25 protein-coding genes and 1 tRNA gene are annotated in these 25,473 nt (G+C 74.5%); 17 read left to right on the top strand and 9 right to left on the bottom strand.

The window, feature by feature from the left end; translation table 11 throughout:
* Positions 1–2: 2 nt before the first annotated feature.
* From ACI794_RS14125 to ACI794_RS14075, 11 genes are all read left to right on the top strand, one after another.
* Positions 3–455 carry a tripartite tricarboxylate transporter TctB family protein gene (locus tag ACI794_RS14125; protein ID WP_456580138.1) on the top strand — a complete coding sequence of 151 codons (453 nt, stop codon included), beginning with the start codon at positions 3–5 and terminating at the stop codon, positions 453–455.
* A 3-nt stretch (positions 456–458) separates the two neighbouring features.
* Positions 459–2,138, top strand: coding sequence for a tripartite tricarboxylate transporter permease (locus ACI794_RS14120; protein ID WP_456616667.1), 1,680 nt, complete (start codon positions 459–461; stop codon positions 2,136–2,138).
* A 66-nt stretch (positions 2,139–2,204) separates the two neighbouring features.
* Positions 2,205–2,870, top strand: coding sequence for a 3-oxoacid CoA-transferase subunit A (locus tag ACI794_RS14115; protein WP_456616666.1), 666 nt, complete (start codon positions 2,205–2,207; stop codon positions 2,868–2,870).
* Positions 2,867–3,544 carry a 3-oxoacid CoA-transferase subunit B gene (locus tag ACI794_RS14110; protein ID WP_456602924.1) on the top strand — a complete coding sequence of 226 codons (678 nt, stop codon included), beginning with the start codon at positions 2,867–2,869 and terminating at the stop codon, positions 3,542–3,544. The genes ACI794_RS14115 and ACI794_RS14110 overlap by 4 nt, the downstream gene beginning before the upstream one ends.
* 221 nt (positions 3,545–3,765) lie before the next feature.
* On the top strand, positions 3,766–5,256 hold the full coding sequence (locus ACI794_RS14105; RefSeq protein ID WP_456616665.1) for an HAD-IIIA family hydrolase: 1,491 nt from the start codon (positions 3,766–3,768) through the stop codon (positions 5,254–5,256).
* Positions 5,250–6,362, top strand: a complete 1,113-nt coding sequence (locus ACI794_RS14100; protein WP_456616664.1) for a glycosyltransferase family 9 protein — start codon at positions 5,250–5,252, stop codon at positions 6,360–6,362. Before ACI794_RS14105 ends, ACI794_RS14100 begins: the two co-directional genes overlap by 7 nt.
* Positions 6,359–7,339: a glycosyltransferase gene (locus ACI794_RS14095; RefSeq protein ID WP_456616663.1), complete on the top strand. Its 981-nt coding sequence runs from the start codon at positions 6,359–6,361 to the stop codon at positions 7,337–7,339. The genes ACI794_RS14100 and ACI794_RS14095 overlap by 4 nt, the downstream gene beginning before the upstream one ends.
* 52 nt (positions 7,340–7,391) lie before the next feature.
* Complete coding sequence (locus ACI794_RS14090; protein WP_456616662.1) at positions 7,392–8,606, top strand: glycosyltransferase; 1,215 nt, start codon at positions 7,392–7,394, stop codon at positions 8,604–8,606.
* Positions 8,603–9,301 (top strand): D-sedoheptulose-7-phosphate isomerase, encoded by a 699-nt coding sequence (locus ACI794_RS14085; RefSeq protein WP_456602929.1) that lies wholly within the window; start codon positions 8,603–8,605, stop codon positions 9,299–9,301. The genes ACI794_RS14090 and ACI794_RS14085 overlap by 4 nt, the downstream gene beginning before the upstream one ends.
* Positions 9,298–10,662, top strand: coding sequence for a D-glycero-beta-D-manno-heptose 1-phosphate adenylyltransferase (gene rfaE2 / locus ACI794_RS14080; protein WP_456616661.1), 1,365 nt, complete (start codon positions 9,298–9,300; stop codon positions 10,660–10,662). The genes ACI794_RS14085 and rfaE2 overlap by 4 nt, the downstream gene beginning before the upstream one ends.
* The gene (locus ACI794_RS14075; protein WP_456616660.1) at positions 10,659–11,597 is read left to right on the top strand and encodes a glycosyltransferase family 9 protein; all 939 of its coding nucleotides are present in this window, start codon (positions 10,659–10,661) and stop codon (positions 11,595–11,597) included. The genes rfaE2 and ACI794_RS14075 overlap by 4 nt, the downstream gene beginning before the upstream one ends.
* Before the next feature lie 66 nt (positions 11,598–11,663).
* Here ACI794_RS14075 and ACI794_RS14070 read toward each other — a convergent pair whose 3' ends face one another.
* The 7 genes from ACI794_RS14070 to ACI794_RS14040 all read right to left on the bottom strand — a co-directional run bounded on the left by ACI794_RS14070 (position 11,664) and on the right by ACI794_RS14040 (position 19,847).
* Positions 11,664–13,262 carry a VWA domain-containing protein gene (locus ACI794_RS14070; protein ID WP_456616659.1) on the bottom strand — a complete coding sequence of 533 codons (1,599 nt, stop codon included), beginning with the start codon at positions 13,260–13,262 and terminating at the stop codon, positions 11,664–11,666.
* A gap of 156 nt (positions 13,263–13,418) precedes the next feature.
* On the bottom strand, positions 13,419–14,405 hold the full coding sequence (locus ACI794_RS14065) for a UDP-glucuronic acid decarboxylase family protein (protein ID WP_456602933.1): 987 nt from the start codon (positions 14,403–14,405) through the stop codon (positions 13,419–13,421).
* Positions 14,406–14,702: 297 nt separating this feature from the next.
* Positions 14,703–16,058: an ABC transporter substrate-binding protein gene (locus ACI794_RS14060; RefSeq protein WP_456602934.1), complete on the bottom strand. Its 1,356-nt coding sequence runs from the start codon at positions 16,056–16,058 to the stop codon at positions 14,703–14,705.
* A 101-nt stretch (positions 16,059–16,159) separates the two neighbouring features.
* Positions 16,160–17,344 carry a branched-chain amino acid ABC transporter permease gene (locus tag ACI794_RS14055; protein ID WP_456580152.1) on the bottom strand — a complete coding sequence of 395 codons (1,185 nt, stop codon included), beginning with the start codon at positions 17,342–17,344 and terminating at the stop codon, positions 16,160–16,162.
* 2 nt (positions 17,345–17,346) lie between these two features.
* Entirely contained in the window at positions 17,347–18,231 is an 885-nt protein-coding gene (locus tag ACI794_RS14050; RefSeq protein WP_456602935.1) for a branched-chain amino acid ABC transporter permease, read from the bottom strand.
* 34 nt (positions 18,232–18,265) lie between these two features.
* Complete coding sequence (locus tag ACI794_RS14045; protein ID WP_456580154.1) at positions 18,266–19,030, bottom strand: ABC transporter ATP-binding protein; 765 nt, start codon at positions 19,028–19,030, stop codon at positions 18,266–18,268.
* The gene (locus ACI794_RS14040; RefSeq protein ID WP_456580155.1) at positions 19,023–19,847 is read right to left on the bottom strand and encodes an ABC transporter ATP-binding protein; all 825 of its coding nucleotides are present in this window, start codon (positions 19,845–19,847) and stop codon (positions 19,023–19,025) included. Before ACI794_RS14040 ends, ACI794_RS14045 begins: the two co-directional genes overlap by 8 nt.
* Before the next feature lie 381 nt (positions 19,848–20,228).
* Between ACI794_RS14040 and ACI794_RS14035 the strand changes: the two genes are divergently transcribed.
* Positions 20,229–21,449, top strand: coding sequence for a PucR family transcriptional regulator (locus tag ACI794_RS14035; protein WP_456602936.1), 1,221 nt, complete (start codon positions 20,229–20,231; stop codon positions 21,447–21,449).
* 275 nt (positions 21,450–21,724) lie between these two features.
* Here ACI794_RS14035 and ACI794_RS14030 read toward each other — a convergent pair whose 3' ends face one another.
* Positions 21,725–21,958 (bottom strand): DUF2630 family protein, encoded by a 234-nt coding sequence (locus ACI794_RS14030; protein ID WP_456580157.1) that lies wholly within the window; start codon positions 21,956–21,958, stop codon positions 21,725–21,727.
* A gap of 58 nt (positions 21,959–22,016) precedes the next feature.
* Positions 22,017–22,976: a prephenate dehydrogenase gene (locus ACI794_RS14025; protein WP_456602937.1), complete on the bottom strand. Its 960-nt coding sequence runs from the start codon at positions 22,974–22,976 to the stop codon at positions 22,017–22,019.
* Between the two features lie 49 nt (positions 22,977–23,025).
* Here ACI794_RS14025 and ACI794_RS14020 point away from each other — a divergent pair, with 49 nt between their 5' ends.
* The 5 genes from ACI794_RS14020 (at position 23,026) to ACI794_RS14000 (ending at position 25,447) form a co-directional block, all read left to right on the top strand.
* On the top strand, positions 23,026–23,688 hold the full coding sequence (locus ACI794_RS14020) for an O-methyltransferase (protein WP_456616658.1): 663 nt from the start codon (positions 23,026–23,028) through the stop codon (positions 23,686–23,688).
* Positions 23,685–24,188 carry a tRNA adenosine deaminase-associated protein gene (locus ACI794_RS14015; RefSeq protein ID WP_456616657.1) on the top strand — a complete coding sequence of 168 codons (504 nt, stop codon included), beginning with the start codon at positions 23,685–23,687 and terminating at the stop codon, positions 24,186–24,188. Before ACI794_RS14020 ends, ACI794_RS14015 begins: the two co-directional genes overlap by 4 nt.
* Positions 24,185–24,844 (top strand): HAD-IA family hydrolase, encoded by a 660-nt coding sequence (locus ACI794_RS14010; RefSeq protein ID WP_456602940.1) that lies wholly within the window; start codon positions 24,185–24,187, stop codon positions 24,842–24,844. Before ACI794_RS14015 ends, ACI794_RS14010 begins: the two co-directional genes overlap by 4 nt.
* A 34-nt stretch (positions 24,845–24,878) precedes the next feature.
* Positions 24,879–25,349 carry a nucleoside deaminase gene (locus ACI794_RS14005; RefSeq protein ID WP_456602941.1) on the top strand — a complete coding sequence of 157 codons (471 nt, stop codon included), beginning with the start codon at positions 24,879–24,881 and terminating at the stop codon, positions 25,347–25,349.
* Between the two features lie 10 nt (positions 25,350–25,359).
* Positions 25,360–25,447 (top strand) — tRNA-Ser (locus ACI794_RS14000).
* Positions 25,448–25,473 lie beyond the last annotated feature (26 nt).

Below are 25,473 nucleotides of genomic sequence, written 5' to 3'. Positions count from 1 at the left end.
TGATGACGAAGCAGTTGCACCGGCTCGCGCCGCTGATCCTGGTGGCCCTCGGTGTGGCCGCGATGCTGGGCGCCCGTGGGCTGGGTCTCGGTGAGCTGGGCGCCCCCGGTCCCGGCCTGTGGCCCTTCATCGTGTCGCTCGTGCTCACCGCGACGGGGGTGGTGCTGCTCTTCATCGACGACCCCGAGGACTACGAGCCGTGGACCCGCGGCACCCTCGGGATCGCCTTGGGGCTGGTGAGCCTCGCGGTCTTCATCGTCCTCTTCCAGACGATCGGCTTCCTGGTCTCGGCGGTGCTGATGCTGCTGTTCTGGCTGCGGATCTTCGCGCGAGAGCCGTGGCGCCTGGCCGTGCCCCTCGCCGTCCTCGGTGCGCTGGCGTTCCACCTCGTCTTCGTCGAGGCGCTGGCCGTACCGTTCCCCGACGGCATCCTCTTCGCACCGGCCGGGAGCTGAGCCATGGGCATCCTCGAAGGTCTCGGCCAGGGGTTCTCGGTCGCGCTGGACCCGACGAACCTCCTCTACGTCTTCATCGGCGTGCTCATCGGCACGGTCATCGGCGTGCTGCCGGGTCTCGGGCCGACGGCGACCATCGCGCTCCTGCTGCCGATCACCTACGAGATCGAGCCGGTCACCGCAGTCATCCTGCTCGCGGGCATCTACTACGGGTCGATGTACGGCGGCACCATCACCTCGGTGCTGCTGCAGCTGCCGGGCGAGGCCGCCTCGGTGGTCACCACCTTCGACGGCTACCAGATGGCCAAGCAGGGCCGCGCCGGCCCGGCCCTGGGCATCGCCGCGGTCGGCTCCTGGATCGGCGGCACGATCTCCGTGGTCGGGCTGGTCCTGCTCGCGCCGCCGCTGGCCGACCTGGCGGTCCAGTTCGGGTCCCAGGAGTACGTGGCCCTCACCGCGCTGGGCATCCTGCTCGTCACGTACCTGGGCACCCGGCACCCGGTGAAGAGCCTGTCCATGGCCGCCCTCGGCCTGCTGCTGGCCACGGTCGGGCAGGACCTGATCACCGGGACCGGCCGCTTCACCTTCGGGTCGATCTCGCTGTTCGACGGGTTCGACTTCGTCGCGGTGGCGATGGGGCTCTTCGGCGTCGGCGAGATCCTCTACAACGTCGAGAAGACCGAGAAGGCGCAGGCGATCAAGAGCAAGGTCAAGAACATCTGGCCGACCCGCAAGGACTTCAAGGACTCCTCCGGCGCGATCGCGCGAGGTTCGGTCATCGGGTTCTTCATCGGGGTGCTGCCCGGCGGTGGTGGCGTCATCTCCTCGCTCGCCTCCTACGCGATGGAGAAGCGGAGGGCCAAGGACCCGACCCGCTTCGGCAAGGGCGCCATCGAAGGCGTCGCCGGGCCGGAGACGGCGAACAACGCCTCCTCCACCTCGGCGTTCATCCCCCTGCTCACCCTCGGGATCCCGCCCAACGTGGTGCTGGCGCTGATCTTCGGCGCGCTGCTGATCCAGGGCATCACGCCGGGCCCGCAGCTGATCGAGCAGCAGCCCGAGATCTTCTGGGGCGTCATCGCGTCGATGGCCATCGGCAACCTGATGCTGCTCATCCTCAACGTCCCGCTCGTCGGTTTCTTCGTCCAGCTGCTGCGAGTGCGCGCGGGCATCCTTGCCGCGTTCGCCCTGCTGGTGACGATGGCCGGCGTCTTCTCGGTCAACAACGACCCCTTCGACATGTGGATCGTCCTGATCTTCGGGATCATCGGCTGGCTGATGAAGAAGACCGGGTTCGAGCCCGGCCCGCTGGTCCTGGCCTTCGTCCTGGGCGCGATCCTCGAGTCGAACTTCCGCCGGTCGATGCTGATCTCGGGCGGCGAGTTCTCCACGTTCTTCACCCGTCCCATGTCCGGGACGCTCTTCGCAGTGATGGCCCTGGTGATCATCTGGAGCACCGTCCAGGGCATCCGTCGTCGGCGGAACCGCAGCCGGCCGAGCGTCCCCGGCGAGGAGGACCTGGCGGCGACCGGGACCACCGCCGAGCCCGAGGGCACGCCTGGCCTCGAGAACACCGACGACACGGAGGGCGCCACGACCGGAGCCCCGCGGGAGGGCACCGGCTCGACGGGTTCGACCGGCTCGACGGCACACGGCGGGGGGCCGGGGCCTGACCGTTCCTGACCGAACCCAGCGGGTAGTGCCGCCAGCACCCGCTCACCACGCACCGGCCTACGCATCGGGGGGAAAGTGATCGACAAGCGGGTGGCGTCGCTCGCCGACGCGGTCGCGGGCGTCCAGGACGGCGCGACCGTCCTCGTCGGCGGGTTCGGTGCGGCGGGCGTGCCCGTCGAGCTCGTGCACGCCCTCCTCGAGCAGGGGGCCCGGGACCTCACGATCGTCACCAACAACGCCGGCAGCGGGGAGACCGACGTCGCCGCGCTCATCCGGGAACGGCGGGTGCGCAAGATCATCTGCTCGTACCCGCGGTCGGCCGGGTCGATCTGGTTCGAGGAGTTCTACCGGGCCGGCGACATCGACCTCGAGCTGGTGCCGCAGGGCACCCTCAGCGAGCGGATGCGGGCCGCGGGGGCGGGGCTGGGCGGCTTCTTCACGCCGGCCGGCGCCGACTCACTGCTGGCTCGCGGCAAGGAGTTGCGCATGATCGGTGGACGTCAGCACGTCTTCGAGGAGCCCCTGCGCGGGGACGTCGCCCTGGTCAAGGCCCTGCGCGCGGACCGGTGGGGCAACCTCGTCTACAACAAGGCGGCGCGGAACTTCGGGCCCACCATGGCCACCGCCGCAGAGCTGACCGTCGTCCAGGTGCGGGAGTTCGTCGAGCTCGGCTACCTGGACCCCGAGGCGGTCGTGACCCCCGGCATCTTCGTCGACCGGGTCGTCGAGGTGGGCGCATGACCACCGTCCCGCTGTCGCAGACCGACATGGCCGCCCGCGTGGCCCAGGAGATCCCCGACGGCTCCTACGTGAACCTGGGGATCGGCATGCCCACACTCGTCGGCGACGTCGTGTCCGATGGCAAGGAGGTCGTCTTCCACAGCGAGAACGGCATCCTCGGCATGGGCCCCGCCCCGGCGCCCGGCGAGGAGGACTGGGAGCTGATCAACGCGGGCAAGGTGCCGGTCACCCTGGTCACCGGCGGCTCGTACTTCCACCACACCGACTCGTTCATGATGATGCGCGGCGGCCACATCGACGTCACCGTGCTGGGCGCCTTCCAGGTCTCCGCGCAGGGAGACCTGGCCAACTGGGCGACCGACGACGCGCACCTGCCCCCCGCGGTCGGCGGCGCGATGGACCTGGCGGTCGGCGCCAAGCGGGTGCTCGTGCTGATGATGCACACGACCCCCGACGGCCGGCCCAAGCTGCTCCCGGAGTGCACCTACCCGCTGACCGCCGCGCGCGTGGTCGACCGCGTCTTCACCGAGCTCGCCGTCATCGACGTCACCCCGAGCGGGCTGCTCGTGCGCGAGATGGTCACCGGGCTCACCCGCGAGGAGCTGCAGCGGCGCACCGCCGCCCCGCTGGAGTTCGCCGACGAGGTCGCCGTCCTGGAGCCGTCCGGCCGCTGACCCGCCGGGCGCCGGGATCGGGTTCCTCTCCCGGCCGACCTGTTCCGGGGGATGTCGGTCTCTGCCCACGCAGTGTGGGCAGAGACCGACGTGTCGGGGACCCTTCCTCGCGGTCCGGAGCGGCCGGCCGCGAGGGTCGGGCGGATCCTCCGGAGGCGGGCCCTCCCGAACACTTCAAGCCCGTAGTGTTTCGCCCGTACGAGAACGGGCAGGACGCGATCATGCTCGCGCAGTGCACCGTGGTCGTGCCGACGATCGGACGTCCCTCGCTGGACGTCCTGCTCGACGCGCTGGCCGCTGCCCCGGGCCCGCGCCCCGCCGAGCTGATCGTGGTCGACGACCGCCCCACCGGGGAGCCGCTGGACCCCGACCGCCCCGGCCTGCCGCCGGTCCGCGTGGTCCGCACCGGGGGCGGTGGCCCCGCCCGCGCCCGCAACCTCGGCTGGCGCACCGCCCGCACGGAGTGGGTCGCCTTCCTCGACGACGACGTGGTCACCGACCCCGACTGGTACGAACGCCTGGCGGCCGACCTCGCCGACCTGCCGGCCGACGTCGCCGGCAGCCAGGGGCGGGTCCGGGTGCCGCTGCCCGAGGGCCGCCGCCCCACGGACTGGGAGCGCGGCACCGCCGGGCTCGCCACCTCCAGCTGGATCACCGCCGACCTCGCCTACCGCCGCAGCGCGCTGGCCGCCGTCGGTGGCTTCGACGAACGCTTCCCCCGGGCCTTCCGCGAGGACTCCGACCTCGCGCTGCGCGTCATGGACAGCGGCGCACGGCTGGTCCGCGGGCAGCGGTGGATCACCCACCCCGTCCGGCCGGCGGACCGCTGGGTCAGCGTCCGGGTCCAGGCCGGCAACGCCGACGACGTCCTCATGCGGCGGCTGCACGGCGCCGGCTGGCGGGAGCGGGCCGACGCCGCCCTCGGCCGCCGGCCGCAGCACACCGCCGTCACCGCCGCGGCGGTCGCCGCGCTCGGCCTCGCCGCAGCCCGGCGGCCGCGGGCCGCCCTCGCCGCGGCGTCCGCCTGGGCCGTCGGCACCGCGGAGTTCGCCTGGCGGCGGATCGCCCCCGGTCCGCGGGACCGCGCCGAGGTGGCGACGATGCTCGCCACCAGCGCGCTGATCCCGCCGCTCGCCACCTGGCACTGGCTGCGCGGGGTCGTGCGGCACGTGGGCGTGCAGCGGTGGCGCGGGCTACCCGAGCTGGTGCTCTTCGACCGCGACGGCACGCTGGTGCACGACTTCCCCTACAACGGCGACCCCGAGTGGGTGCGCCCGGTGGACGGGGCGCTGGAGGCGCTCGACCGGCTGCGCGCCCGGGGCGTGCGGGTCGGCGTGGTCAGCAACCAGTCGGGCGTCGCCCGCGGGCTCATCACCCCCGACCAGGTCGACGCCTGCATGAAGCGGCTCGACGAGCTGCTCGGTCCCTTCGAGACGATCCAGGTCTGCCCCCACGGGCCGGACGACGGCTGCGACTGCCGCAAGCCCGCGCCCGGGATGGTCCTCGCCGCGTGCGCCGAGCTCGGCGTCGACCCGGCCCGCTGCGTCGTCGTGGGCGACATCGGGGCCGACGTCGAGGCGGCGGCCGCGGCCGGCGCCCGGGGCATCCTGGTGCCGACCCCGGTGACCCGCCGCGAGGAGGTGGCGGCGGCGCCACAGCGCGCGACGAGTCTGCCCGCGGCCGTCGACGACGTCCTGGTCGGGTCGTGGTGAGGGCCCCGCGGACCGTCCTGGTCGCCCGGCTCGACAATGCCGGCGACGTCCTCCTGCAAGGCCCGCTCGTGCGCGCGGTCGCGCACGGCGCCGACCGCGTCGTCTTCCTCGCCGGACCGTCGGGTGCGGCCGCGGCGGAGCTGCTGCCCGGCGTCGACGAGGTGTGGACGTGGGCCTGCCCCTGGATCCTCGGCGACGCGCCGCCGGTCGACGCCGACGACCTCGCCGCCCTCACCGACCGCCTGCGGGCGCTCGCGCCGGACGAGGCGGTCATCTCCACGTCGTTCCACCAGTCGCCCCTGCCCCTGGCGCTGGTGCTCCGGACGGCGGGCGTGCCGCGCATCTCGGCGATCAGCGTGGACTACCCCGGTGCGCTGCTCGACGTCCGCCACCGGGTCGAGGACGACCTCCCGGAGCCCGAGCGCGCGCTGTCGCTCGCACGGGCCGCCGGGTTCGAGCTGCCGGCCGGCGACGACGGCCGGCTGGCGGTGCGCCGGCCCCTGCCCCCGGTCGCGCACCCTTCCGCCGCCGGGCCGCGGGGCGATGATCTGTCGCCCGGGTACATCGTGCTGCACCCGGGCGCCTCCGTGCCCGCGCGTGCGTGGCCGGCCCGGCGCTGCGCGGAGGCGGTCGAGGCGCTCGCCGACGCCGGCCACCGGGTCCTGGTCACCGGCGGCCCGGCCGAGCGCGCGCTGACCGCCTCCGTCGCCGGCGACCGCGGCGTCGACCTCGGCGGCGAGACCTCGCTGGCCCAGATGGCCGCGCTGCTCGACGGCGCGGACGCCGTGGTCGTCGGCAACACCGGCCCGGCGCACCTCGCCGCCGCCGTGGGCACGCCCGTCGTCTCGCTGTTCGCGCCGGTGGTCCCCGCCGTCCGCTGGGCGCCCTACGGCGTGCCCAGCGTGCTGCTGGGCGACCAGTCGGCCCCCTGCGCCGGCACCCGGGCCCGCGAGTGCCCCGTGCCCGGCCACCCCTGCCTCACCGAGGTGACCGCGTCGGACGTGGTCGCCGCGGTGGAGAAGTTGCGCGCGGTCCAGCAGCCGGCCGTCCACCGCATCCGCCCCGCAGCCCGAGAGGCGGCGACGAGCACCCAGGTGAGAGCGTGAAGATCCTGATCTGGCACGTGCACGGCTCCTGGACGACGGCGTTCGTCCAGGGCCGCCACGACTACCTGCTCCCGGTGACGCCGGGCCGCGACGGCGACGGGCTGGGTCGCGCCCGCACCTGGGACTGGCCGGCGTCGGCGCGGGAGGTCACCCCCGCGCAGCTGCGCGAGGAGCAGCCCGACGTCGTCGTGCTCCAGCGCCCGCGAGACCTCGAGCTCTGCCGCGAGTGGCTCGGGCGCGAGCCGGGCCGCGACCTGCCCGCGGTCTTCCTGGAGCACAACGCGCCCGGGCTGGAGCCCGGTGACGGGCCGGTCCCGCACACCCGGCACCCGATGGCCGGCCGCGACGACATCCCGATCGTGCACGTCACGCACTTCAACGAGCTGTTCTACGACAACGGCCGGGCGACGACGACGGTGATCGAGCACGGCATCGTCGACCCGGGGGAGCGGTGGACCGGCGAGCTGGCCCGCGCCGCCGTCGTCACCAACGAGCCGGTCCGCCGGGGGCGCACCGTGGGCGCGGACCTGCTGCCCGGGCTCGCCGCGGTCGCACCGGTCGACGTCTTCGGCATGGGCCTGACCGGCCTGCACGAGGCCTGCGGCCTGGACCCCGACCGCGTGGCGCTCTTCGACGACCCGCCGCAGGCGGCGATGCACGCCGAGCTCGCCCGCCGCCGGGTCTACGTGCACCCGGTGCGCTGGACCTCCCTGGGCCTCTCCCTGCTGGAGGCCATGCACCTGGGCATGCCCGTGGTCGCGCTGGCCACCACCGAGGTGGTCGAGGCGGTGCCCGCCGACGCCGGCGTCGTCTCCACCCGCCCCGAGCGTCTCTGGGACGGGGTGCGCCAGTTCCTCGACGACCCGGACGCGGCCCGTCTCGCCGGCAAGGCCGCCCGTGCGGCGGCACTGGAGCGCTACGGCCTGGCGCGGTTCCTGCGCGACTGGGACGCGCTGCTCGAGGAGGTGACCCGGTGATGTGCCTGTCAGTCCGGCGAAGCCGGTCCGCTCCGACACCGGAGGTGCGTCGATGAGGATCCACCTGGTCAGCGAGCACGCCAGCCCGCTCGCCGCGATCGGCGGCGTGGACGCCGGTGGGCAGAACGTGCACGTCGCGGCCCTCGCCGCCGGGCTCGCGCAGCGCGGGCACGAGGTCACCGTGCACACCCGCCGCGACGACGCGTCGCTGCCCGAGCGGGTGGTCACGCCGGACGGCTACGACGTCGTCCACGTCACCGCCGGCCCCGCCGAGCCGCTGCCCAAGGACGAGCTGCTCGAGCACATGCCGGCCTTCGCGCGGGTGCTGCGGCACGGCTGGGCGGTCCAGCCCCCCGACGTCGTGCACGCGCACTTCTGGATGAGCGGCCTGGCCTCGGTCGAGGCCTCGGCCAGCCTGCTCGCGCCGGTCCCGGTGCTGCAGACCTTCCACGCCCTGGGCTCGGTCAAGCGCCGCCACCAGGGGGACGCCGACACCTCGCCCGCCGAGCGGATCGACCTCGAGCGGGGGCTCTGCCGCGACGTGACCCACGTGGTGGCGACCTGCTCCGACGAGGTGTTCGAGCTGCGCCGCCTCGGGCTGACCACCGACCGCGTCTCGATCGTGCCCTGCGGCGTCGACACCTCGGTGTTCACGCCCCGTGGCGCGGTCGCCCCGCGGGGGGAGCGCAGGCGGCTGCTCGTCCTCGGCCGGCTGGTCGAGCGCAAGGGCCAGGACGACGCCGTCCGAGCGCTGCGCGCGGTGCCCGACGCCGAGCTCGTCGTCGTGGGCGGCCCGCCGGCGGGGGAGCTCGACGCCGACCCCGAGGTGACCCGGCTGCGCGCCCTCGCGGCCGCGGCCGGCGTCGCCGACCGGCTGGTCTTCACCGGCGCCGTGGCCCGCGCCGACGTCCCGGCTTGGATCCGCTCGGCCGACGTCGTCCTCGCCGTCCCGTGGTACGAGCCCTTCGGCATCACCCCGCTGGAGGCCATGGCCTGCGCCCGCCCGGTCGTCGCGACGGCCGTCGGTGGGCTGCAGGACACCGTCGTCGACGGGGTCACCGGTGACCTCGTCCCACCGCGCGACCCCGAGCGCCTCGGCGCGGTGCTCGCCGCGCTGCTCGCCGACGACGAGCGGCGCGCCGCCTACGGAGCCGCGGGGGTGAAGCGGGCCCGCACCCGCTACCGCTGGTCCCGCGTCGTCGCCGACACCGAGACCGTCTACCGCCAGGTCCTGACCCGGCGCAGCCCCGTGGAGGTCGCCCGATGAGCGTCACCCCGCACTCGTTCTTCGAGAACGTCGCGACCCAGGACCCGGCGCGCGAGGTTCCGGCGCCGGACACCTGCACCCACCTGACCGGGGCCGACCACGTCGCCTCGCTGCGCAACGCCCTGCGCTCGCTGGAGGCGCAGCTGCCGGTGCTCGACCGCTGGGGGCGGCTGCTGGCCGACGTCCTGTGCGGCCCGTCCCGGGGGCGGCTGCTGGCCGCGGGCAACGGCGGCAGCGCGGCCCAGGCCCAGCACCTCACCGCGGAGCTGGTGGGCCGCTACCGCGCCGACCGGCCGCCCTTCTCCGCCATCTGCCTCACCGCGGAGACCTCCTCGCTGACCGCGATCGCCAACGACTACCCGGCCGACGAGCTCTTCGCCCGGCAGGTCGAGGCCCACGGCCGGGAGGGCGACGTGCTCGTCCTGCTCTCGACGTCGGGCCGGTCACCGAACGCGGTCGCCGCCGCCCGGCGGGCCCGCGACTGCGGGATCACCACGCTGGCGATCACCGGGCCGGCGCCCAACCCGCTGGCCGCCGCCGCCGACGAGGCGGTCTGCATCGACTCCCCGTGGACCGCCACCGTGCAGGAGTGCCACCTGGCCGCCCTGCACCTGGTCTGCGCCGCCTTCGACGCGGCCGTGCTCGCCGACCCGCCCCGGGTGCCGACGGGGCCGTCGTTCGAGGCGGCGCAGTGAGCGCCCGGCCGCTGGTCGTCGTCGGCGACGCGCTGCTCGACGTCGACCTCGTCGGCACGGCGTCGCGGCTGACCCCCGACGCCCCGGTGCCGGTGGTGGAGGACATCGAGCGGCGGGAACGCCCCGGCGGCGCCGCGCTGGCGGCGGTCATCGCTGCCTCGGCGGGCTCGCGCGAGGTGGTGCTGGTCGCGCCGCTCGACTCCGACGAGGACGCCGAGAGGCTGCGCGCCCTGCTCGCCGGCCGGGTCCGCCTGGTCGAGATCCCGGCCACCGGCGGCACCGCCGTGAAGCAGCGGGTGCGGGTCGGCGACCACTCCGTCGCCCGGCTGGACAGCGGGGCGCCCACCGCGGTGCTCGGGGAGCTCCCGGCCGCGGCCGCCGAGGCGATCCGGGACGCCGCCGCCGTCCTCGTCGCCGACTACGGCCGGGGGACGACGGCCGATCCCGCCGTGCGCGCCGCCCTCGCCGAGGCCCGCGGCCCCGTGGTCTGGGACCCGCACCCGCGGGGCGCCGACCCGGTACCCAGCGCCCGCCTGGTCACGCCCAACGGGGCGGAGGCCGCCCGCGTGGTCCCGGCCGTGGACGGCGAGGGCCTGGCGGCCGTCGGTGCGCGAGCGGAGGCGCTCATCCGCCACTGGGGCGTGGGCGCGGTCGCGGTGACGATGGGCGCCCGCGGCGCGCTCCTCTCCTACGGCACCGGCGCGCCGATGGTGGTGCCCGCGGTCGCGGTGACCGGTGGCGACCCCTGCGGCGCCGGCGACTCCTTCGCGGCGGCCGCAGCGCTGGCCCTCGCCGACGGCGCGGTCACCGGTGAGGCGGTCGCCGCCGCGGTGGCCTTCGCCTCGGCGTTCGTCGCCCGCGGCGGGGCGACCGCGTGGGACGCCGACGAGCGGGTCGAGGGGGCGGCTCCCGATCCCGGGGCGGACGGCGTCATCGCGCGGGTGCGCGCGGCCGGGGGCACCGTCGTCGCCACCGGCGGCTGCTTCGACCTGCTGCACCCGGGGCACGTCGCCACGCTGCGCGCCGCCCGCGGCCTGGGGGACTGCCTCGTCGTGTGCATCAACTCCGACGACTCGGTGCGCCGGGTCAAGGGCCCCTCGCGGCCGCTGGTCACCGCACCCGACCGGGCCCGCGTGCTGGAGGCCCTGGAGTTCGTCGACGCCGTGGTGGTTTTCGAGGAGGACACCCCCACCCAGGTGCTCGACCGGTTGCGCCCCGACGTGTGGGCCAAGGGCGGCGACTACGCCGGTGCCGACCTGCCCGAGGCCGAGGTGCTGCGCAGCTGGGGTGGTCAGGCCGTCGTCCTGCCCTACCTCGACGGCCACTCGACCACGGCCCTGGTCGAGCGCTCCCGCGTATGAGGCCGACGGCCGTGGTCCTCCGGCCGCTGGGGCTGGGTGACCTGCTCACCGGCGTGCCCGCCATCCGGGCGGTGCGGGCGGCCGTGCCCGGCCACCGGCTCGTGCTGGCGACGACGACGGCGCTGCAGCCGCTGGCCGAGCTGATCGACGCGGTCGACGAGGTCCTGCCCGCCCGCGAGCTGGAGCCCCTGGACTGGGCCGGCCCGCCCCCGGAGCTCGCCGTCGACCTGCACGGCAAGGGCCCGGCGTCGCACGTGGTCGTCGCCGACCTGCGCCCGCGGCGGCTGCTCACCTTCGCCAGCCCGGGCTACCCCGGGCCGGCGTGGTACCCCGACGAGCACGAGGTCCGGCGCTGGTGCCGGCTGGTCTCCGAGGGGCTGGGCGTGGACGCCGACCCCGACGCCCTCGACATCGCGGTGCCGGCCGTGCCCCCGCCGGTCCGGGGAGCCGCCGTCGTGCACCCCGGGGCGGCGTTCCCCGGCCGGCGCTGGCCGGCCGAGCGCTTCGCCGCCGTCGCCCGGCACCTCGCCGACGGCGGTCACGACGTGCGGATCACCGGCGGCCCGGCCGAGGTCGAGCTGGCCCGGTCGGTGGCCGCGGCCGCGGGGCTCCCGGAGACGGCCGTGCTCGCCGGGCGGACGACGTCGACGGAGCTCGCCGCGGTGGTGGCCGCCGCCGGGCTGGTCGTGTGCGGCGACACCGGCGTCGCGCACCTGGCGACCGCCTACCGGCGACCCTCCGTGGTGCTCTTCGGCCCGGTGTCGCCGGCGCTGTGGGGGCCGCCGCCGCGCCCGCAGCACGTCGTGGTTTGGCACGGTGACGGCACGGGTGACCCGTGGGGCACCGAGCTGGACCCCGCGCTGGAGGAGATCACCGTCGACGAGGTCCTGGAGGCCCTCGCCACCCTGCCCAGCTGCCGGGATCAGGTCACCTGATCCCGGAGCGTCCTCCCTCGCGGTGCGCGGTGGGAGAGGACGCTCCACGACGAGGGAGGACGGCGGCTACCCGCGCTGGCGCAGGGCGTCGAAGAGGACCATCTGCAGGTCCTCCTCCTCGACGGCCGAGTACGCCGCGCCGCCGGTGGCCTCGGCGATCTCCTCGAGGGCGCTGAGGTCGGCGTCCGGGCCCAGGGCGACACCGATGACCTTGACCGGCCGGTCGGGGTCGGCCTCGGACTCCAGCGTGCTGAGCAGGTTCTCCAGGCTGGTGCCCTCGGCGTCGTCCTCGTTGGTGCCGTCCGTGACGACCAGGACGCTGTTCACCGCCGTCGGGTCGTAGTTCTCCCGCGCGGCCCGCACAGCGGCCAGCGTGGTGTCGTAGAGCCCCGTCCCACCGGGGGTCAGCCGGTCGGGGATGGTCTGCAGCTGCTCGTCGAGGACGGCGCGCTGCGTCTGGCCGCCGACGTCGGCGTCGAGCTCGCGGGTGGGCACCAGCTCGGTCCAGTCCTGCTCGCCGTTCAACTCGTAGGCGAAGGCCCAGAGGCCGAGGGCGTAGTCGTCGGGGACGAGGGCGAGCGTGCTCCGGGCGGCGTCCCGGGCCAGGGTGGCCCGCGTGCCACCGTTCACCGGGGCCTCCATGGACGTGGAGACGTCGAAGACGGTCAGGACGCGCGACGGTGCGGCGAGGCTGGAGAGCCGGGTCAGCAGCGCCTGCACCTGCGGGGCGTCCAGGGGCAGCAGCTCGGGGGCCGCCTCGGCGATCCCGGTGTCGGCACCGGCGCCGGGCGGGGCGGCGCCCTCCGGCCCGCGGAAGCCCGCGTCCCGGACGGCGACCTGCGCGTCCTCCGAGAGGAGGCGATCGGTGACGATCTCGACGGCGCGCTGCTGGGCCCCGGTGGGCCCGCTCACGGTGAGGACGGGGTAGTCCAGCGCCGGGGAGCCCTCGGCGGGGTAGACCGCGACCAGGGACGAGCCCTCGGCCTCCTGGTTGATCGCGTAGACCTCCTGCTCGCTCACCGGCACCAGCGGGGCGTCGGCGCCACCCTCGCTGCCGGCGGTCAGCGCCTCCCCTGCGGTGAGCTCGGTGCTGCGCGCGGCGGCGAGCACCGCGGCCACCACGGCGTTGTCGGCGTCGGTGTCGCCACCGAGAGCGGTGCGCACCGCGGCCAGCGCGGAGAGCGCCTCGGCGCTCGCGGCCAGGTCGGGCACGGCCAGCGGCCGCCCGGTGCCGAGCGCCTCGGCCCAGCCCGGCCCCTGCCCGGCCCAGCCCAGCTCCTCGACGACGCCCTCGCTGGTGGCCAGCACGACGGGGGAGATCGCCATGGAGCCGACCTGCTCCAGCTGGGCGCCGGCGACGCGGGCCGGCCAGAGCGACGAGTCGGGCACCCACACGTCGGGCAGCGCGTCCTCGTCGAGGGCGCTGAGGTCACCTGCGGTCTGCAGCGGCTGCTGGGCGGTGACCTCGGCGTCGACGCAGAGCGCCTCGTCGGGCGACTCGACGTCGGCGAGCAGCTCCTCGGTCAGCGCGCCGAGCTCCGGGGCCACGGCGACGTCGACCGTGACCGTCTCGTCGCACCCACCGCCGGTCCCCGCCAGCCACCAGACCAGCCCACCGAGGACCAGGACGATCGCCAGGCCCGCGGCGACGAGAACCGGAGGCACCGAACGGCGCGTGGCTGCTGGATCTGCGTGACGGCCCATGCTCGCTCTCTGAGATCGACTCGGGGTGGATGCGGCTCCCCCGAGCGCGCCGTTCCAGATTAGATGTGTCCCGCGTCGCTAAGGGGTGACCCTCGTCGCACGATCCGTGACGGACCGTCAGAGAGCGGGGGCAGCGACCGTCCGCTGCGCGGCGAACCAGTCGACGGTGCGCCGGAGGCCCTCCTCGGAGGTCACCCGGGGCCGCCAGCCCAGCAGCTGCTCGGCGCGCGTGGTGTCGGGGCGGCGGACCTTGGGGTCGTCGACCGGCAGCGGGATGTGGTCGATGGGGGAGTCCGAACCGGTGAGCTCCACGATCCACCGCGCCAGCGCGAGCATCGACAGCTCGTCGGGGTTGCCGATGTTCACCGGCCCGGGGTGGTGGGAGAAGGAGAGGGCCAGGATGCCGGCGACGGTGTCGTCGACGTAGCAGATGGAGCGGGTCTGCGAGCCCGTTCCGGCGACGGTGAGCGGCCGCCCGTCCAGCGCCTGGTTGACGAACGCGGGGATCGCGCGGCCGTCGTCGGCGCGCATGCGGGGCCCGTAGGTGTTGAAGATGCGCACGATGCCGGTGTCGGTGCCCTTCGACGTCCGGTAGGCGGTGGTCAGCGCCTCGCTGAACCGTTTCGCCTCGTCGTAGACCCCGCGCGGGCCCACCGGGTTGACGTTGCCCCAGTACTCCTCGGTCTGCGGGTGCTGCAGCGGGTCGCCGTAGACCTCCGAGGTGGACGCCAGCACGTAGCGCGCGCCCTTCTCCTGGGCCAGGCCGAGGGTGTGCAGGGTGCCGAGGCTGCCGACCTTGAGGGTCTCGATCGGCATCTTCAGGTAGTCGATCGGGCTGGCCGGCGAGGCGAAGTGCAGGACGAGGTCGACCGGGCCGGGCACGTGGACGTAGTCGGTGACGTCGCAGCGGACCAGCCGGAAGCCCGGGTGCTCCATCAGGTGGGAGACGTTCTCCGGGGCGCCGGTGAGGAAGTTGTCCAGGCAGACGACCTCGACCCCGCGCTCCAGCAGCTGCTCGCACAGGTGCGAGCCGAGGAACCCGGCGCCTCCGGTGACCACCGCCCGCTGGATGGTCCGTGCCTCGAACGACGGTGCGTCGACCATGCCGCTGCCCTCCTGCGCTCCATCCGGTGCGCACACCTGCGGACGCACCTCGGCGGGCGTCCTACCCCGAGATCAACTCGGCACACACTTCAAGGGCGAAGTGTCCCCCGTCGCCGCGCTCTGCGGGACCGTTCACGCCCTCCCGGTGCCGGGCAGCGCGCCTGCACGGCCCCCGGAAGCGGACGGGCCGCCGGTCTCCCGGAGGAGACCGGCGGCCCGCCGGTGAGGTGCTGGAACGGCCACCCTCCAGGGTCCCGCGCCGCGCTAGCGAGGCGTCGGGGGAAGGGTGGTCCTTCGTCAGTCGACCACGGACTCCTCGTCGGGGATGGCGTTCGTCGGCGGGGTGGCCGGCTCGCCGTCGAACTCCTCGATCGGGGCGTCACCGATGTCGGTCACGCGGACCTCCTGGACGACCTCCGAGCCGTTGCCCACGATGCGCTCGATGGACATGCCGCTGGTGCCCATGTGGCTCTCCTCGGAGTAGCGGAAGGGCGCGAACACGGGCCCCTCCCACTCGCCACCGGCGGTCTCGACGGCCTCGACCAGGCCCTCGCGCGTCGGGTTCTGGCCGGCGGCCTGCAGGGCCTGGGCCATGGTGTAGGCCTGCGCCATGCCGTAGACGCGGTAGTTGGTCAGCTCGCCCTCGCCACCGCACTCGTCCCAGATCCGCTGGAACTCCTGGATCCACGGGTTGTCGGCCTGGTCGACCGTCGGCAGGTAACCGGTGGTCAGCGCGCCGTCGAGCAGGGCGGCGTCGCTGACGGCGCCCTCGCTGAAGCGGTTGAGCAGGCCGCCGACCAGCGTCGGGTCCGAACCCACGTTGGAGTAGAACCACTGCGGGTCGTAGCCGAGCTGCAGCGCGGTCAGCTGCGACAGCGCGGTGTAGCTGGGCACGTTGAAGCCGACGACGAAGTCGGCGCCGGCCGCCTGCAGCGCCGCGATCTGCGGGCCGACGTTGGTGTTGCCCGGGGTGTAGCGCTCGGCCGCGACGATCTGGTCGTCGATGTACTGGCGGATGCCGGCCTCGCCGTCCTCGCCGAAGTCGTCGTCCTGGAGGAAGAGCCCGACCTGCGCGTCGGGGAAGTTCTCGGCGATGTACTCACCGATGATCTTGCCCTCGCTCATGTAGTCGGTCTGCCACCCGAACGACATCGGGTACTCCTCGGGGTTCTCGCCCCAGAGGAGTGAGCCGGAGGAGACGAACAGGTCGGGGACGCCCTCGTCGTTGAGGAAGTCGATCACCGCGCTGTGGGTGGGGGTGCCGAGCCCGCTCATCATCGCGAAGATCTCGTCCTCGAGGACGAGCTCGTTCGTGACCTGGCTGGTCTGGGTCGGGTTGTAGGCGTCGTCCCGGAAGATGAACTCGATCTCCCGGTCGTAGATCCCGCCCTCCTGGTTCAGGCACTCGAAGTAGGCCTGCACGCCGGTCGGGATCTCGCTGTAGCCGGGGGCGGCCACGCCGGTCAGCGGGTAGTGGGCGCCGAGCTTGATCGAGGTCTCGGTGACGCCGATGTCGGAGGCCTCGTTCTCGCCCCCGCCCCCGCCACCACCGGAGCCACCGGCGCTGTCGTCACTGCCGCCGCAGGCGGCGAGCGTGGACAGGACGGTCGCCGCGGCGATCGTGGTCATGAGACGTCGGGAGGATCTGGACAACAGTGCTCCTCTGGTGCGGCCCGGGCATCGGTGCCCGGGAGTCGGTGTGGGCTGGTGGTGCGGGTGGAGGTGTCGCGTGCGGCGGATGGAGGGGGTCGCCCTCACCCCCTGCTGCTCGCGCCGTCGGCACCGGCCCGGGCCATGGCCCGCTTGGCCTTGCGGGTCATCCAGCGGAGGCGGATGGTCCCCACGAAGCCGGCCGGGACGAAGATCATCACGACGATCAGCACGACGCCGTAGACGAACGGGGCCAGCTGGGCGGCCTCGGTCTGGCTGAGCCCGAGGTCGCCACCGAGGTTCGTGACGAACGGCGGCAGGAAGACCAGCAGGGCCGAGCCGAGGAGGGCGCCGAGCAGGCTGCCCAGGCCACCGATGACGATCGCGGTCAGCAGCGCCAGCGAGAGCACGATGGTGAAGCCGCTGGGGGCCGCGAGGCGGACGACGATGGCCAGCACGCCACCGGCGAGACCGGCCGCCGCGGCGCTGACGACGAAGGCCAGCACGCGCCAGGCGCCGAGGTTGATGCCGGCCAGCTCGGCGGCGACCTCCTGGTCACGCACCGCCCGCCAGGTGCGGCCGATGCGGCTGCGGACCAGGTTGGCCAGGAAGAAGTACGTGATCAGCAGGCAGATGGCGCCGACGTAGGCGAGCCACTTGGTGCTCGAGGCCGAGTTGCCCGAGACGGCGTCGATGAAGCCGTCGAACCACTCCGGCGCCTGCGGGGCGCGCACCCGCATGCCCTGCTCGCCGCCGAAGGTGTCGTGGAAGTAGATCGCCAGACCGGGGAGCCCGACCGCGAGGGCGAGCGTCGCACCGGCGAGGTACGGGCCGTGCAGCCGGGCTGCGGCCACCCCGACGAGGGCGCCGATCGCCGTGGCGACGACGACGGACGCCAGCAGGATCACCGGCAGGGGCAGCGGCTCGTCTGCGTCGAGGAACAACGCCGTCGTGTAGGCGCCGGCCGCCATGAGCGCACCGTGCCCGAGCGAGATCTGGCCGTTCATGCCGGTGAGCACGGTCAGGCCGCCGGCGGCGATGGCGTAGTAGGTCAACGTCGCCAGCTGCGAGTTCTGGAACGGGCTGGTGATCTCCAGGATCACCACCGCCAGCACGGCGCAGCCCGCCAGCACCAGCAGGTGGCGCAGCAGCGTGGACTGCGGCAGGAAGGAACGGCCGGCCTTCGCGGGCGCCGAGGGGGCGTCCCCGCCGGCGGTCGCCTTGACCGGGGCGTCGCTGCTCGCCTTGCCCGCGGTGCCGGTGGAAGCGGGGCTCTGCAGGTCGCTCATCGTCATGCCCTCCGAGCCGTCGCGCTGCTGAACAGGCCACCGGGTCGCACGAGCAGGACGACGATGAGGATGACCAGTGCGGAGATGTTGACCAGGGCGCTGCCGCGCGGGGCGTAGCCGCTCACGTAGCTCAGCGCCAGGCCGAGGATCAGCCCGCCGACGATCGCGCCGACCGGCGAGTCGAGCCCGCCGATGATCGCGGCGACGAAGCCGAACACGATCAGGGCGTCCATGTAGGCGGGCCAGACGAACGTGCCACCGGCGATGAGCAGCCCGGACAGCGAGCCGACGACGGCGGCCAGACCCCAGCCGAGGGTGAGCATGCTGCCGACCTTCACGCCGAGGAGCCGGGCCACCTCCTGGCTGAACGCCGAGGCGCGCATGGCCAGGCCGATGCGGGTGAAGCGGAACAGCGCGACCAGCAGGCCCATGACCACCAGCACCGAGCCGATGACGTAGAGGCTCGTGGGGGTCAGCGGGATGGTCGAGTCGCCGATCTCCAGGCCCCGGACGCCGAACGGCGTGGGGAACGACTGGAACGACGAGCCGAAGATGATCGCGATCGAGGCCTGGATGGCGACGAAGAGACCCAGGGTCACGATCACGGCGTTGAGCTCGGGGCCGCCCTCGACCGGGCGGATGATGACCCGCTCCACGATCGCGCCGAGCACGAAGCCGGAGGCGAGGGCGACGATCAGGGCGACCCAGTAGGACTGGCCGGCCTGGATCAGGGCGAGGGCGATGAACGTGGTGGCCGCGGCCATCGAGCCCTGCGCGAAGTTGACGATGCGGGTCGATCGCCAGATGAGGACCAGGGCCAGGGCGAAGGCGGAGTAGATCATGCCCTGGGTCAACCCGGTCAGGGTCACGTTGACGAAGTAGTCCACGGAGGAGGAAGCCTTCCTGGCTGTGCGGGGAGGGTCAGAAACCGAGGTAGGCGTGCCGGAGGTCCTCGTCGGCCATCAGCGTGCGGGCGGAGTCGGTGACGACCACCTTGCCGAGGTTGAGGACGACGCCGACATCGGCCACCGACAGGGCGCTGCGGGCGTTCTGCTCGACGAGCAGCACCGAGAGCCCTTCGGAGTCGACCAGCTGGCGGAGCAGCCCGAAGATCTGGGCGACGATCCGCGGGGCCAGGCCCAGCGAGGGCTCGTCGAGCAGGAGGATGCGGGGCTTGGCCAGCAGCGCGCGGCCGATGACCAGCATCTGCCGCTCACCGCCGGAGAGCGTGTGCGCGGCGTTGTTCCGGCGCTCGGCGATGCGCGGGAAGAGGTCGTAGACGCGGTCGAACTCGCTCTTGTCGACCTTGCCGCGGAACAGGGAGCCGACGCGGAGGTTCTCGTCCACGGTCAGCTCGGCGATGACGCCGCGGCCCTCGGGGACGTGCGCCATGCCCTTGGCGACCATCGACTCGACCGGCGCCTTGGTGATGTCCTCGCCGTCGAGGACGACCCGGCCGGAGACGGGGCGGACCAGGCCGCTGATGGTGCGCAGCAGGGTGGTCTTGCCGGCGCCGTTCGCACCGAGGACGGCGGTGATCCGCCCGGTCTCGGCGGCCAGGCTGACGCCGTCCAGGGCGCGGACCGGGCCGTAGGCGGAGGTGAGGGCCTCGACCTCGAGCAGGCGGGTGGCGGTGCCGGTGCCGCCGGTGGCCGACAGGGCGGTGCTGCCGTGGGTCTCAGGCATGGGGGCGTCCTCCCTCGGCGTGGGTGAGCTCGGCGGCGTCGGCCTCGGCGTCGACCGCGTCACCGAGGTAGGCCTCGGTGACGGCGGGGTCGGCCTGGACCTCGGCCGGGGTGCCGGCGGCGATCTGCTTGCCCGAGTCGAGCACGGTGATCCGGTCGCAGACCCGCATGACCAGGTCCATGTGGTGCTCGACCAGGAGCACGCTCATCCGGCCGACCAGGGAGCGGATCAGCTCGCCGAGCTCGTTCATCTCGTCCTCGGACAGACCGCTGGCGGGCTCGTCGAGCAGCAGGAGCTCCGGCTCCGAGACCAGGGCCCGCGCCAGCGCGACCCGCTTCTGCACCGGGTACGGCAGCGAGCCGGGGTAGCGGCCGGCGTACTCGACGGCGTTGAGCTCGGCCAGCGCGCGGGTGGCCCGCTCGCGCAGCAGCCGCTCGTCCTTGTCCGACGTCGGCAGGGCGAAGAGTGCCGAGGCGAAACCGGCCCGGGCGTGGCGGTGGGCCCCGACCATGACGTTCTCCAGCACCGTCATGCCGGGGAACAGGCCGACGCCCTGCAGGGTGCGGGCGATGCCGAGCGAGGTGAGCTTGCTGGGCTTGAGCCGCCGCATCTCCTCGCCGCGCCAGACGATGCGGCCCGAGGTGGGGCGCACGAGGCCGCAGGCGACGTTGAACAGGGTGGTCTTGCCGGCGCCGTTGGGGCCGATGAGTCCGTGCACCTGCCCGGGCTCGACGGTCACGGAGACGTCGGTGAGGGCGAGCACGCCGCCGAAGGCGACGTTGATCCCGGTCATCTCGAGCCGTGCGGTGGGCGTCATTTCCTGTGTTCGGTGGCTGCCGGTCGGCTGCGCCAAGGGGCCCACTGCTCCTCTGCATCGGTGCGGCACCACCCGGACATGGGTGGTGACGGTCGGGTCGCGAGTACGTCCCGCTGAGCCTGCCCGGCCGTGTCACCCGTCACAATGGGCGCACCGCACAGCGATCACAAGAACGTGTTGTGCTGTGAGTCGTCCCGTTGCCACGTCGATATCGGAGCCCCTGGACGAGCCCGTCGAGGGCGGCCGATCCCGGCCTCGATTGGGTCACGACTGGGCCCCGCGGCGCGTGTCGCCCTGCGCCCGCCCGCACAATGGGCGCGGCGCACAGTCGCGTGCGCGCCCGGTTGTGCTGTCAGCGGTGCGTCAGGAGGGGGTGAGCGCGTGCAGCCGTTCCGCCCGGAGGTGGCGACGAGGCTCGCGGAGCTGGCGCCCCGCCTGCTGGAGCAGCTCGACGCGATGACCGATCGCATGGTCGACGTCCTCGTCCGCACCGAACCCGCCTACCGGCAGCTCGTCGAGGAGTCCGAGGAGGACCTGCGGCACTCCACCCGGTCGAACCTGGAGGGCGGGCTGCACTCCCTGATGGCTGCGGCGTCGGGCACCGGGACCCCGCACCTGGCCTCGGCCCGGGCAGTGGGCCGGCGGCGGGCCGCCCAGGGCTTTCCGCTGGAGGCGGTGCTCCGGGCCTACCGGCTGGGCGGCCAGGTCACCTGGGAGACGCTGCTGGCGGTCTCCCGCGATGGCACCGCGCACCACGACACCCTCCTGCTCGAGGTCGCCGGGTCGGTCTGGCGGACCAACGACGCCGAGTGCGCCGCCCTGGCCGAGGGCTACCGGACAGAGCAGCGGCGCCTCGAGGGCGTCGACGAGCGGGCGCGCCAGCAGGCGATCGACGGGCTGCTCGACGGCCGGGGCAGCGACCCGGCGTTCGTGCGCACCGCCACGGAGGTCCTGGGCGTACCGCTGGACGGCCGGCTCATGGCGGTCGTGGCGCTGCCGGGGCCCGAGGGTGTTCCGGCGCTGCGGTCCCCGGGGGAGGCGCTGCTCAAGCGCGGCGTGCGCTCGGTCTGGGGTGTGCGCGGTGACGCGCAGGTGGGGCTGGTCGGTCTCGGCGGCACCCGCCCCGCCGACCTGCTGGCGCTGCTGCGCGGGACGGCGCACGGCCCGGTGGGGGTGTCCGACGTCGTGGAGGGTGCGCCCGCGGTGGGCACCGCGTACCGGCTGGCCGAGACCGCGGTCCGCACGCTGCCGGCGGGGGTGAGCCGCGTGGTGAGCATCGACGACCGGCTCCCCGAGGCGTTGCTGAGCAACTCGCCCGAGATCAGGTCCCGCCTGGTGGGCCAGTCCCTCGGCGGGTTGCTGGAGCTGCCCGGGGACGAGCGCGCGGTGCTGCTGGACACGCTCGCGGCGTTCCTCGCCAGCGACGGCTCGCCGACGCGGGCCGCGGACGCCCTGTACTGCCACCGGAACACCGTGATGCACCGGCTGCGGCGGATCGAGTCGGTGACGGGCCGGAAGGTGACCGACCCGCGGTCGCGGCTGCTCTGGCAGCTGGCGCTGCTGAGCACCGAGCACGGCGAGCCGGCACTCCGCTCCGCGTAGCAGCCGCCGCCGGAGGTGGGCGGCGGACACCGCGGCCCCGGCGCACCCCCACCCGAACGACCGACCGCAGCTGGTCCCGTGGGGACCGGCGCGGTCGGCCTGTGCTGAGCGGCGCCTCGATCGCCCGCGGTGGAGGGAGCAAGGGACGGGGGACCACCTGCGGGCAGTCGCCCTCTGCCCACTCCGGCGGGGCAGAGCGCGACCTCGGGCAGCGCCCGGTCCCGGCTCGCCGCCCACCCGGCGCGAGCGGCTCGGCGGTGGGGGAAGGGGGCTCCCTACTGGAGGTAGCTCTCGACCTGCTGCTCGGGGCGCACCTGTGCCTCGTCGGGGTCCTCGTCGTACTGCCGCTTGGCGCGGCGCTGCCGCAGCAGGTCCCAGCACTGGTCGAGGTCGGCCTCGATCTTGCCCATGCGGGCCCGCGTCTCGTCGGTGTGCTCGCTGCTCTCGCGCAGCGAGTGCTCCTCGTCCACGAGGGCGTGGATGCGCTTCAAGATGTCCTGCTCGTCCATGACCGGGTCGGTGCCCGGGGAGGCGGGCGCGAAACGGGATCCGCGTGCCCCGGGGCGCTCAGCCCTGCCCCGGGATCCAGCCCTCCACGAAGGCGGCCAGCCGGCGGTGCACCGCGCCGCCGGCGCGGCCGAGGGCCAGCAGCGCGGCGCGGTCCAGCGGAACCCGGACGGTGCGCCGGTCGGCCGCCCGGGTGGTGACGGCGTGACCCGCGGCGACCAGTTCGGGCCACGGGCGCGACAGCTGCCCGCGGACCCGCTCCAGCGCCGCGGACGTGGGGGCGGCGTTGCCCTCCACCATCGCGGTCACGAAAGCCGGGTCGCTGCCGATGACCCTCGTGCCGTCGCGGAAACTCCCCGCGGCGAGCGCGAGCGCCAGGGGGCCGGCCTCGGCCGCCGCGGCGGCCAGGGCGGCGGCGAGCAGGTGCGGAACGTGGCTGATCGCCGCCACGGCGTCGTCGTGCTCGGCGGCGGTGACCGGTACGACCTCGGCGCCGACGGCCAGCGCCACCTCGGCGACGCGCAGCCACCGCGGCAGCTCGGTGCCCGGCTCCAGGCAGAGGGCCCAGCGGGCCCCGGCGAACAGCGCCGGGTCCGTCGCCCCGTGGCCGGACCGCTCCGTGCCGCACATGGGGTGCCCGCCGACGAAGCGCCGGCCGAGTGCGGGGCCCAGCGCGTCGAGCACCGGCACCTTCACCGAGCCCAGGTCGGTCACCGTGGCGTCGGGGTCGACCACCAGCCCGTCCAGCGCGGTCGCCATCGCCGGCAGCGGTACGGCCAGGACGACGACGCCGGAGAGCTCGCGGGTGATCCGCACCCCGCGCGCGGCCGCGGCGTCCCGGGCCGCCGGGTCGACGTCCCAGCCGGAGACCGGGCGCCCGGTGGCGGCCAGCGCGGCGGCCAGCGACCCGCCCAGCTGGCCGAGCCCGACCACGCCGACCGGGGGAGCGGGCATGGTCGGGACCGGGAAGGACGGCGCCCCGCCGGTGGGGACGGCCCCGGGGCGGGCGGTATCGGCCATGATCAGAGGCTATGACGACGATCCATCCGCTCCGGCCACCCCACGCGCCGTGACGCCCCGGTCGTTCCTGCTCACCCCCGAGCTCGCCGACTACGTCCGCGCCTCGTCCGACGCCGTGGACGAGGTGATGGCCGACCTGATCCGGGAGACCGCGGAGATGGCCGCGCGGGGCGAGGCCCCGGCCACCCTGCAGATCGCCCCGGAGCAGGGCGTGCTGATGCGGCTGCTCACCGCGGCCCTCGGCGTCCGGACGGCGATCGAGATCGGCACGTTCACCGGCTTCTCCGCGCTCTGCATCGCCCGGGCGTTGCCGGCGGACGGCTCGCTGCTGTGCCTGGACAACAACGAGGAGTGGACGGCGGTGGCGCGGCGGTACTGGGCGCGGGCCGGGGTCGCCGACCGGGTCGAGCTGCGCCTGGGGGACGCCCTGCCGACGCTGCGCTCGCTGCCGGCCGAGGAGGCCTTCGACCTGGCGTTCGTCGACGCCGACAAGACCGGCTACGCCGCCTACGTCGAGGAGCTGCACCCACGCCTGCGGGGCAACGGTGTGGTGCTGCTGGACAACACGCTCCGGTCGGGTCGGGTGCTCGACCCCGCGGACGAGTCCGACCGCGCGGTGGCGGAGCTCAACGCCGCGCTCGCCGCCGACCCGCGCTGGGAGACGGCCCTGCTGCCGCTCGCCGACGGGCTGACCCTGCTGCGCAAGCGATGAGCGCGGGCACCGGGGAGGGGTCGGCCAGCTACGCGGTCCGGGTGAGCCGGGCCGATTCCCGCTGGCGGGTGGAGCTGCTGGCCGCCGACGCCGGCGACGAGCTGCCGGTGCTGGAGCGGGCGCTCGGGGATCCGGGCACCGCGGGCTGGCCCCCGCCGTTCGTGCTCGTCGTCGACTCGCGGCTGTACTTCGTCGCGCTGCGGCACGGCCCCGGCGGCATGGTGCGGGCGCTGATCTCCGACGCGACGATGCTGGAGTGGGTGCTCGCCGCCGAGGTGGTCGAGCGGTACGGCATCGGCGTCGACACCGACGGCGCCTTCGACGACGACGAGACCGGCTGGCCCGGCGGCGACCTGGACCTCTTCGCCGACGACGGGCTTCCGGCCGAGGAGCTGCGACCGATCGTGACCGCTGACGACCTGTGGGCCGACGAGATGGTCGCCCGGATCGCCGCCCGCCTGGGGTTCGCCGACGAGCTGGCCGCGGCGGTGACCCCGTGACCGTCACCGCGGTGGTCTTCGACCTCGGCGGCGTGCTCACCGAGAGCCCGATGACCGCCTTCGCCGCGTACGAGCGGGAAGCGGGGCTGCCCGAGGGGCTGATCCGGCAGCTCAACTCGACCGACCCCGACACCAACGCGTGGGCGCGGTACGAGCGCAACGAGCTCGACGTCGCCGGGTTCTCCGCCGCCTTCGAGGCCGAGGCCGCGGCGCTGGGGCACCGGGTCGAGGCCGCGCGGGTGCTCGCCGCCCTGCAGGGGGAGCTGCGTCCCGCGATGGTCGCGGCGGTGCGCCGGCTGCGCGAGGCCGGGCTGCCCCTGGCACTGCTGTCGAACAACGTCGCGCCGATGGAGCGCACCGGCCGGCTGGGCGACCTGCTCGGCCTGTTCGACGCGATCGTCGAGTCGTCGGTCGAGGGTGTCCGCAAGCCCGAGCCGGAGATCTACCGGAGGGCGCTGGACCGGCTCTCCGAGGCGGTCGGGCGCCGCGTGGAGGCGGCCGACTGCGCCTACCTCGACGACCTGGGCATCAACCTCAAGCCCGCCCGCGCGCTCGGCTTCTCGACGATCAAGGTGGTCGACCCCGCCGTCGCGCTGGCCGAGCTCTCCGAGCTCGTCGGCTTCCCGCTGGACGGCCCCGCGACCATGGCGCCGTGACCACGTACGGGGCCGTTCGAGTGGTTCCCGCGCCATGATCGCGGGGGAGGAGCTCGACGCGGCGATGGGGCGGGCGCTGGAGCTCGCGGCCGCCGCGGAGGAGTGGGGGGACACCCCGATCGGCGCCGTCGTTCTCGGGCCGGACGGGGCGGTCCTCGCCGAGGCGGCGAACGAGCGGGAGAAGCTCGGCGACCCGACCGCCCACGCGGAGGTGCTCGCCCTGCGCGCGGCGGCGCGGGCGCACGGCGACGGCTGGCGGCTGGCGGGCTGCACGCTGGTGGTCACACTGGAGCCGTGCACGATGTGCGCCGGCGCCAGCGTGCTGTCGCGGGTCGCGCGGGTGGTCTACGGGGCCGACGACCCGAAGGCGGGGGCGGCCGGATCCCTGTGGGACGTGGTCCGCGACCGCAGGCTCAACCACCGGCCCGAGGTCACCGGCGGGGTGCGGGCCGAGGAGTGCGGCGCGCTGCTACGTGCCTTCTTCCGCCGTCAGCGGGGCCTGTAGTCTCTTCGGCGGTGGCGTGTCCGAGCGGCCGAAGGAGCACGCCTCGAAAGCGTGTGAGGTGCAAGCCTCCGTGGGTTCAAATCCCACCGCCACCGCCAGCAGGAACAGCCCCCGCCCTCCCGTT

It is taken from the genome of Blastococcus sp. SYSU DS0541 (genome assembly GCF_054050875.1).
Note: the sequence above shows the minus strand (reverse complement) of the source record. Positions and strands in the feature narration are given on the sequence as shown.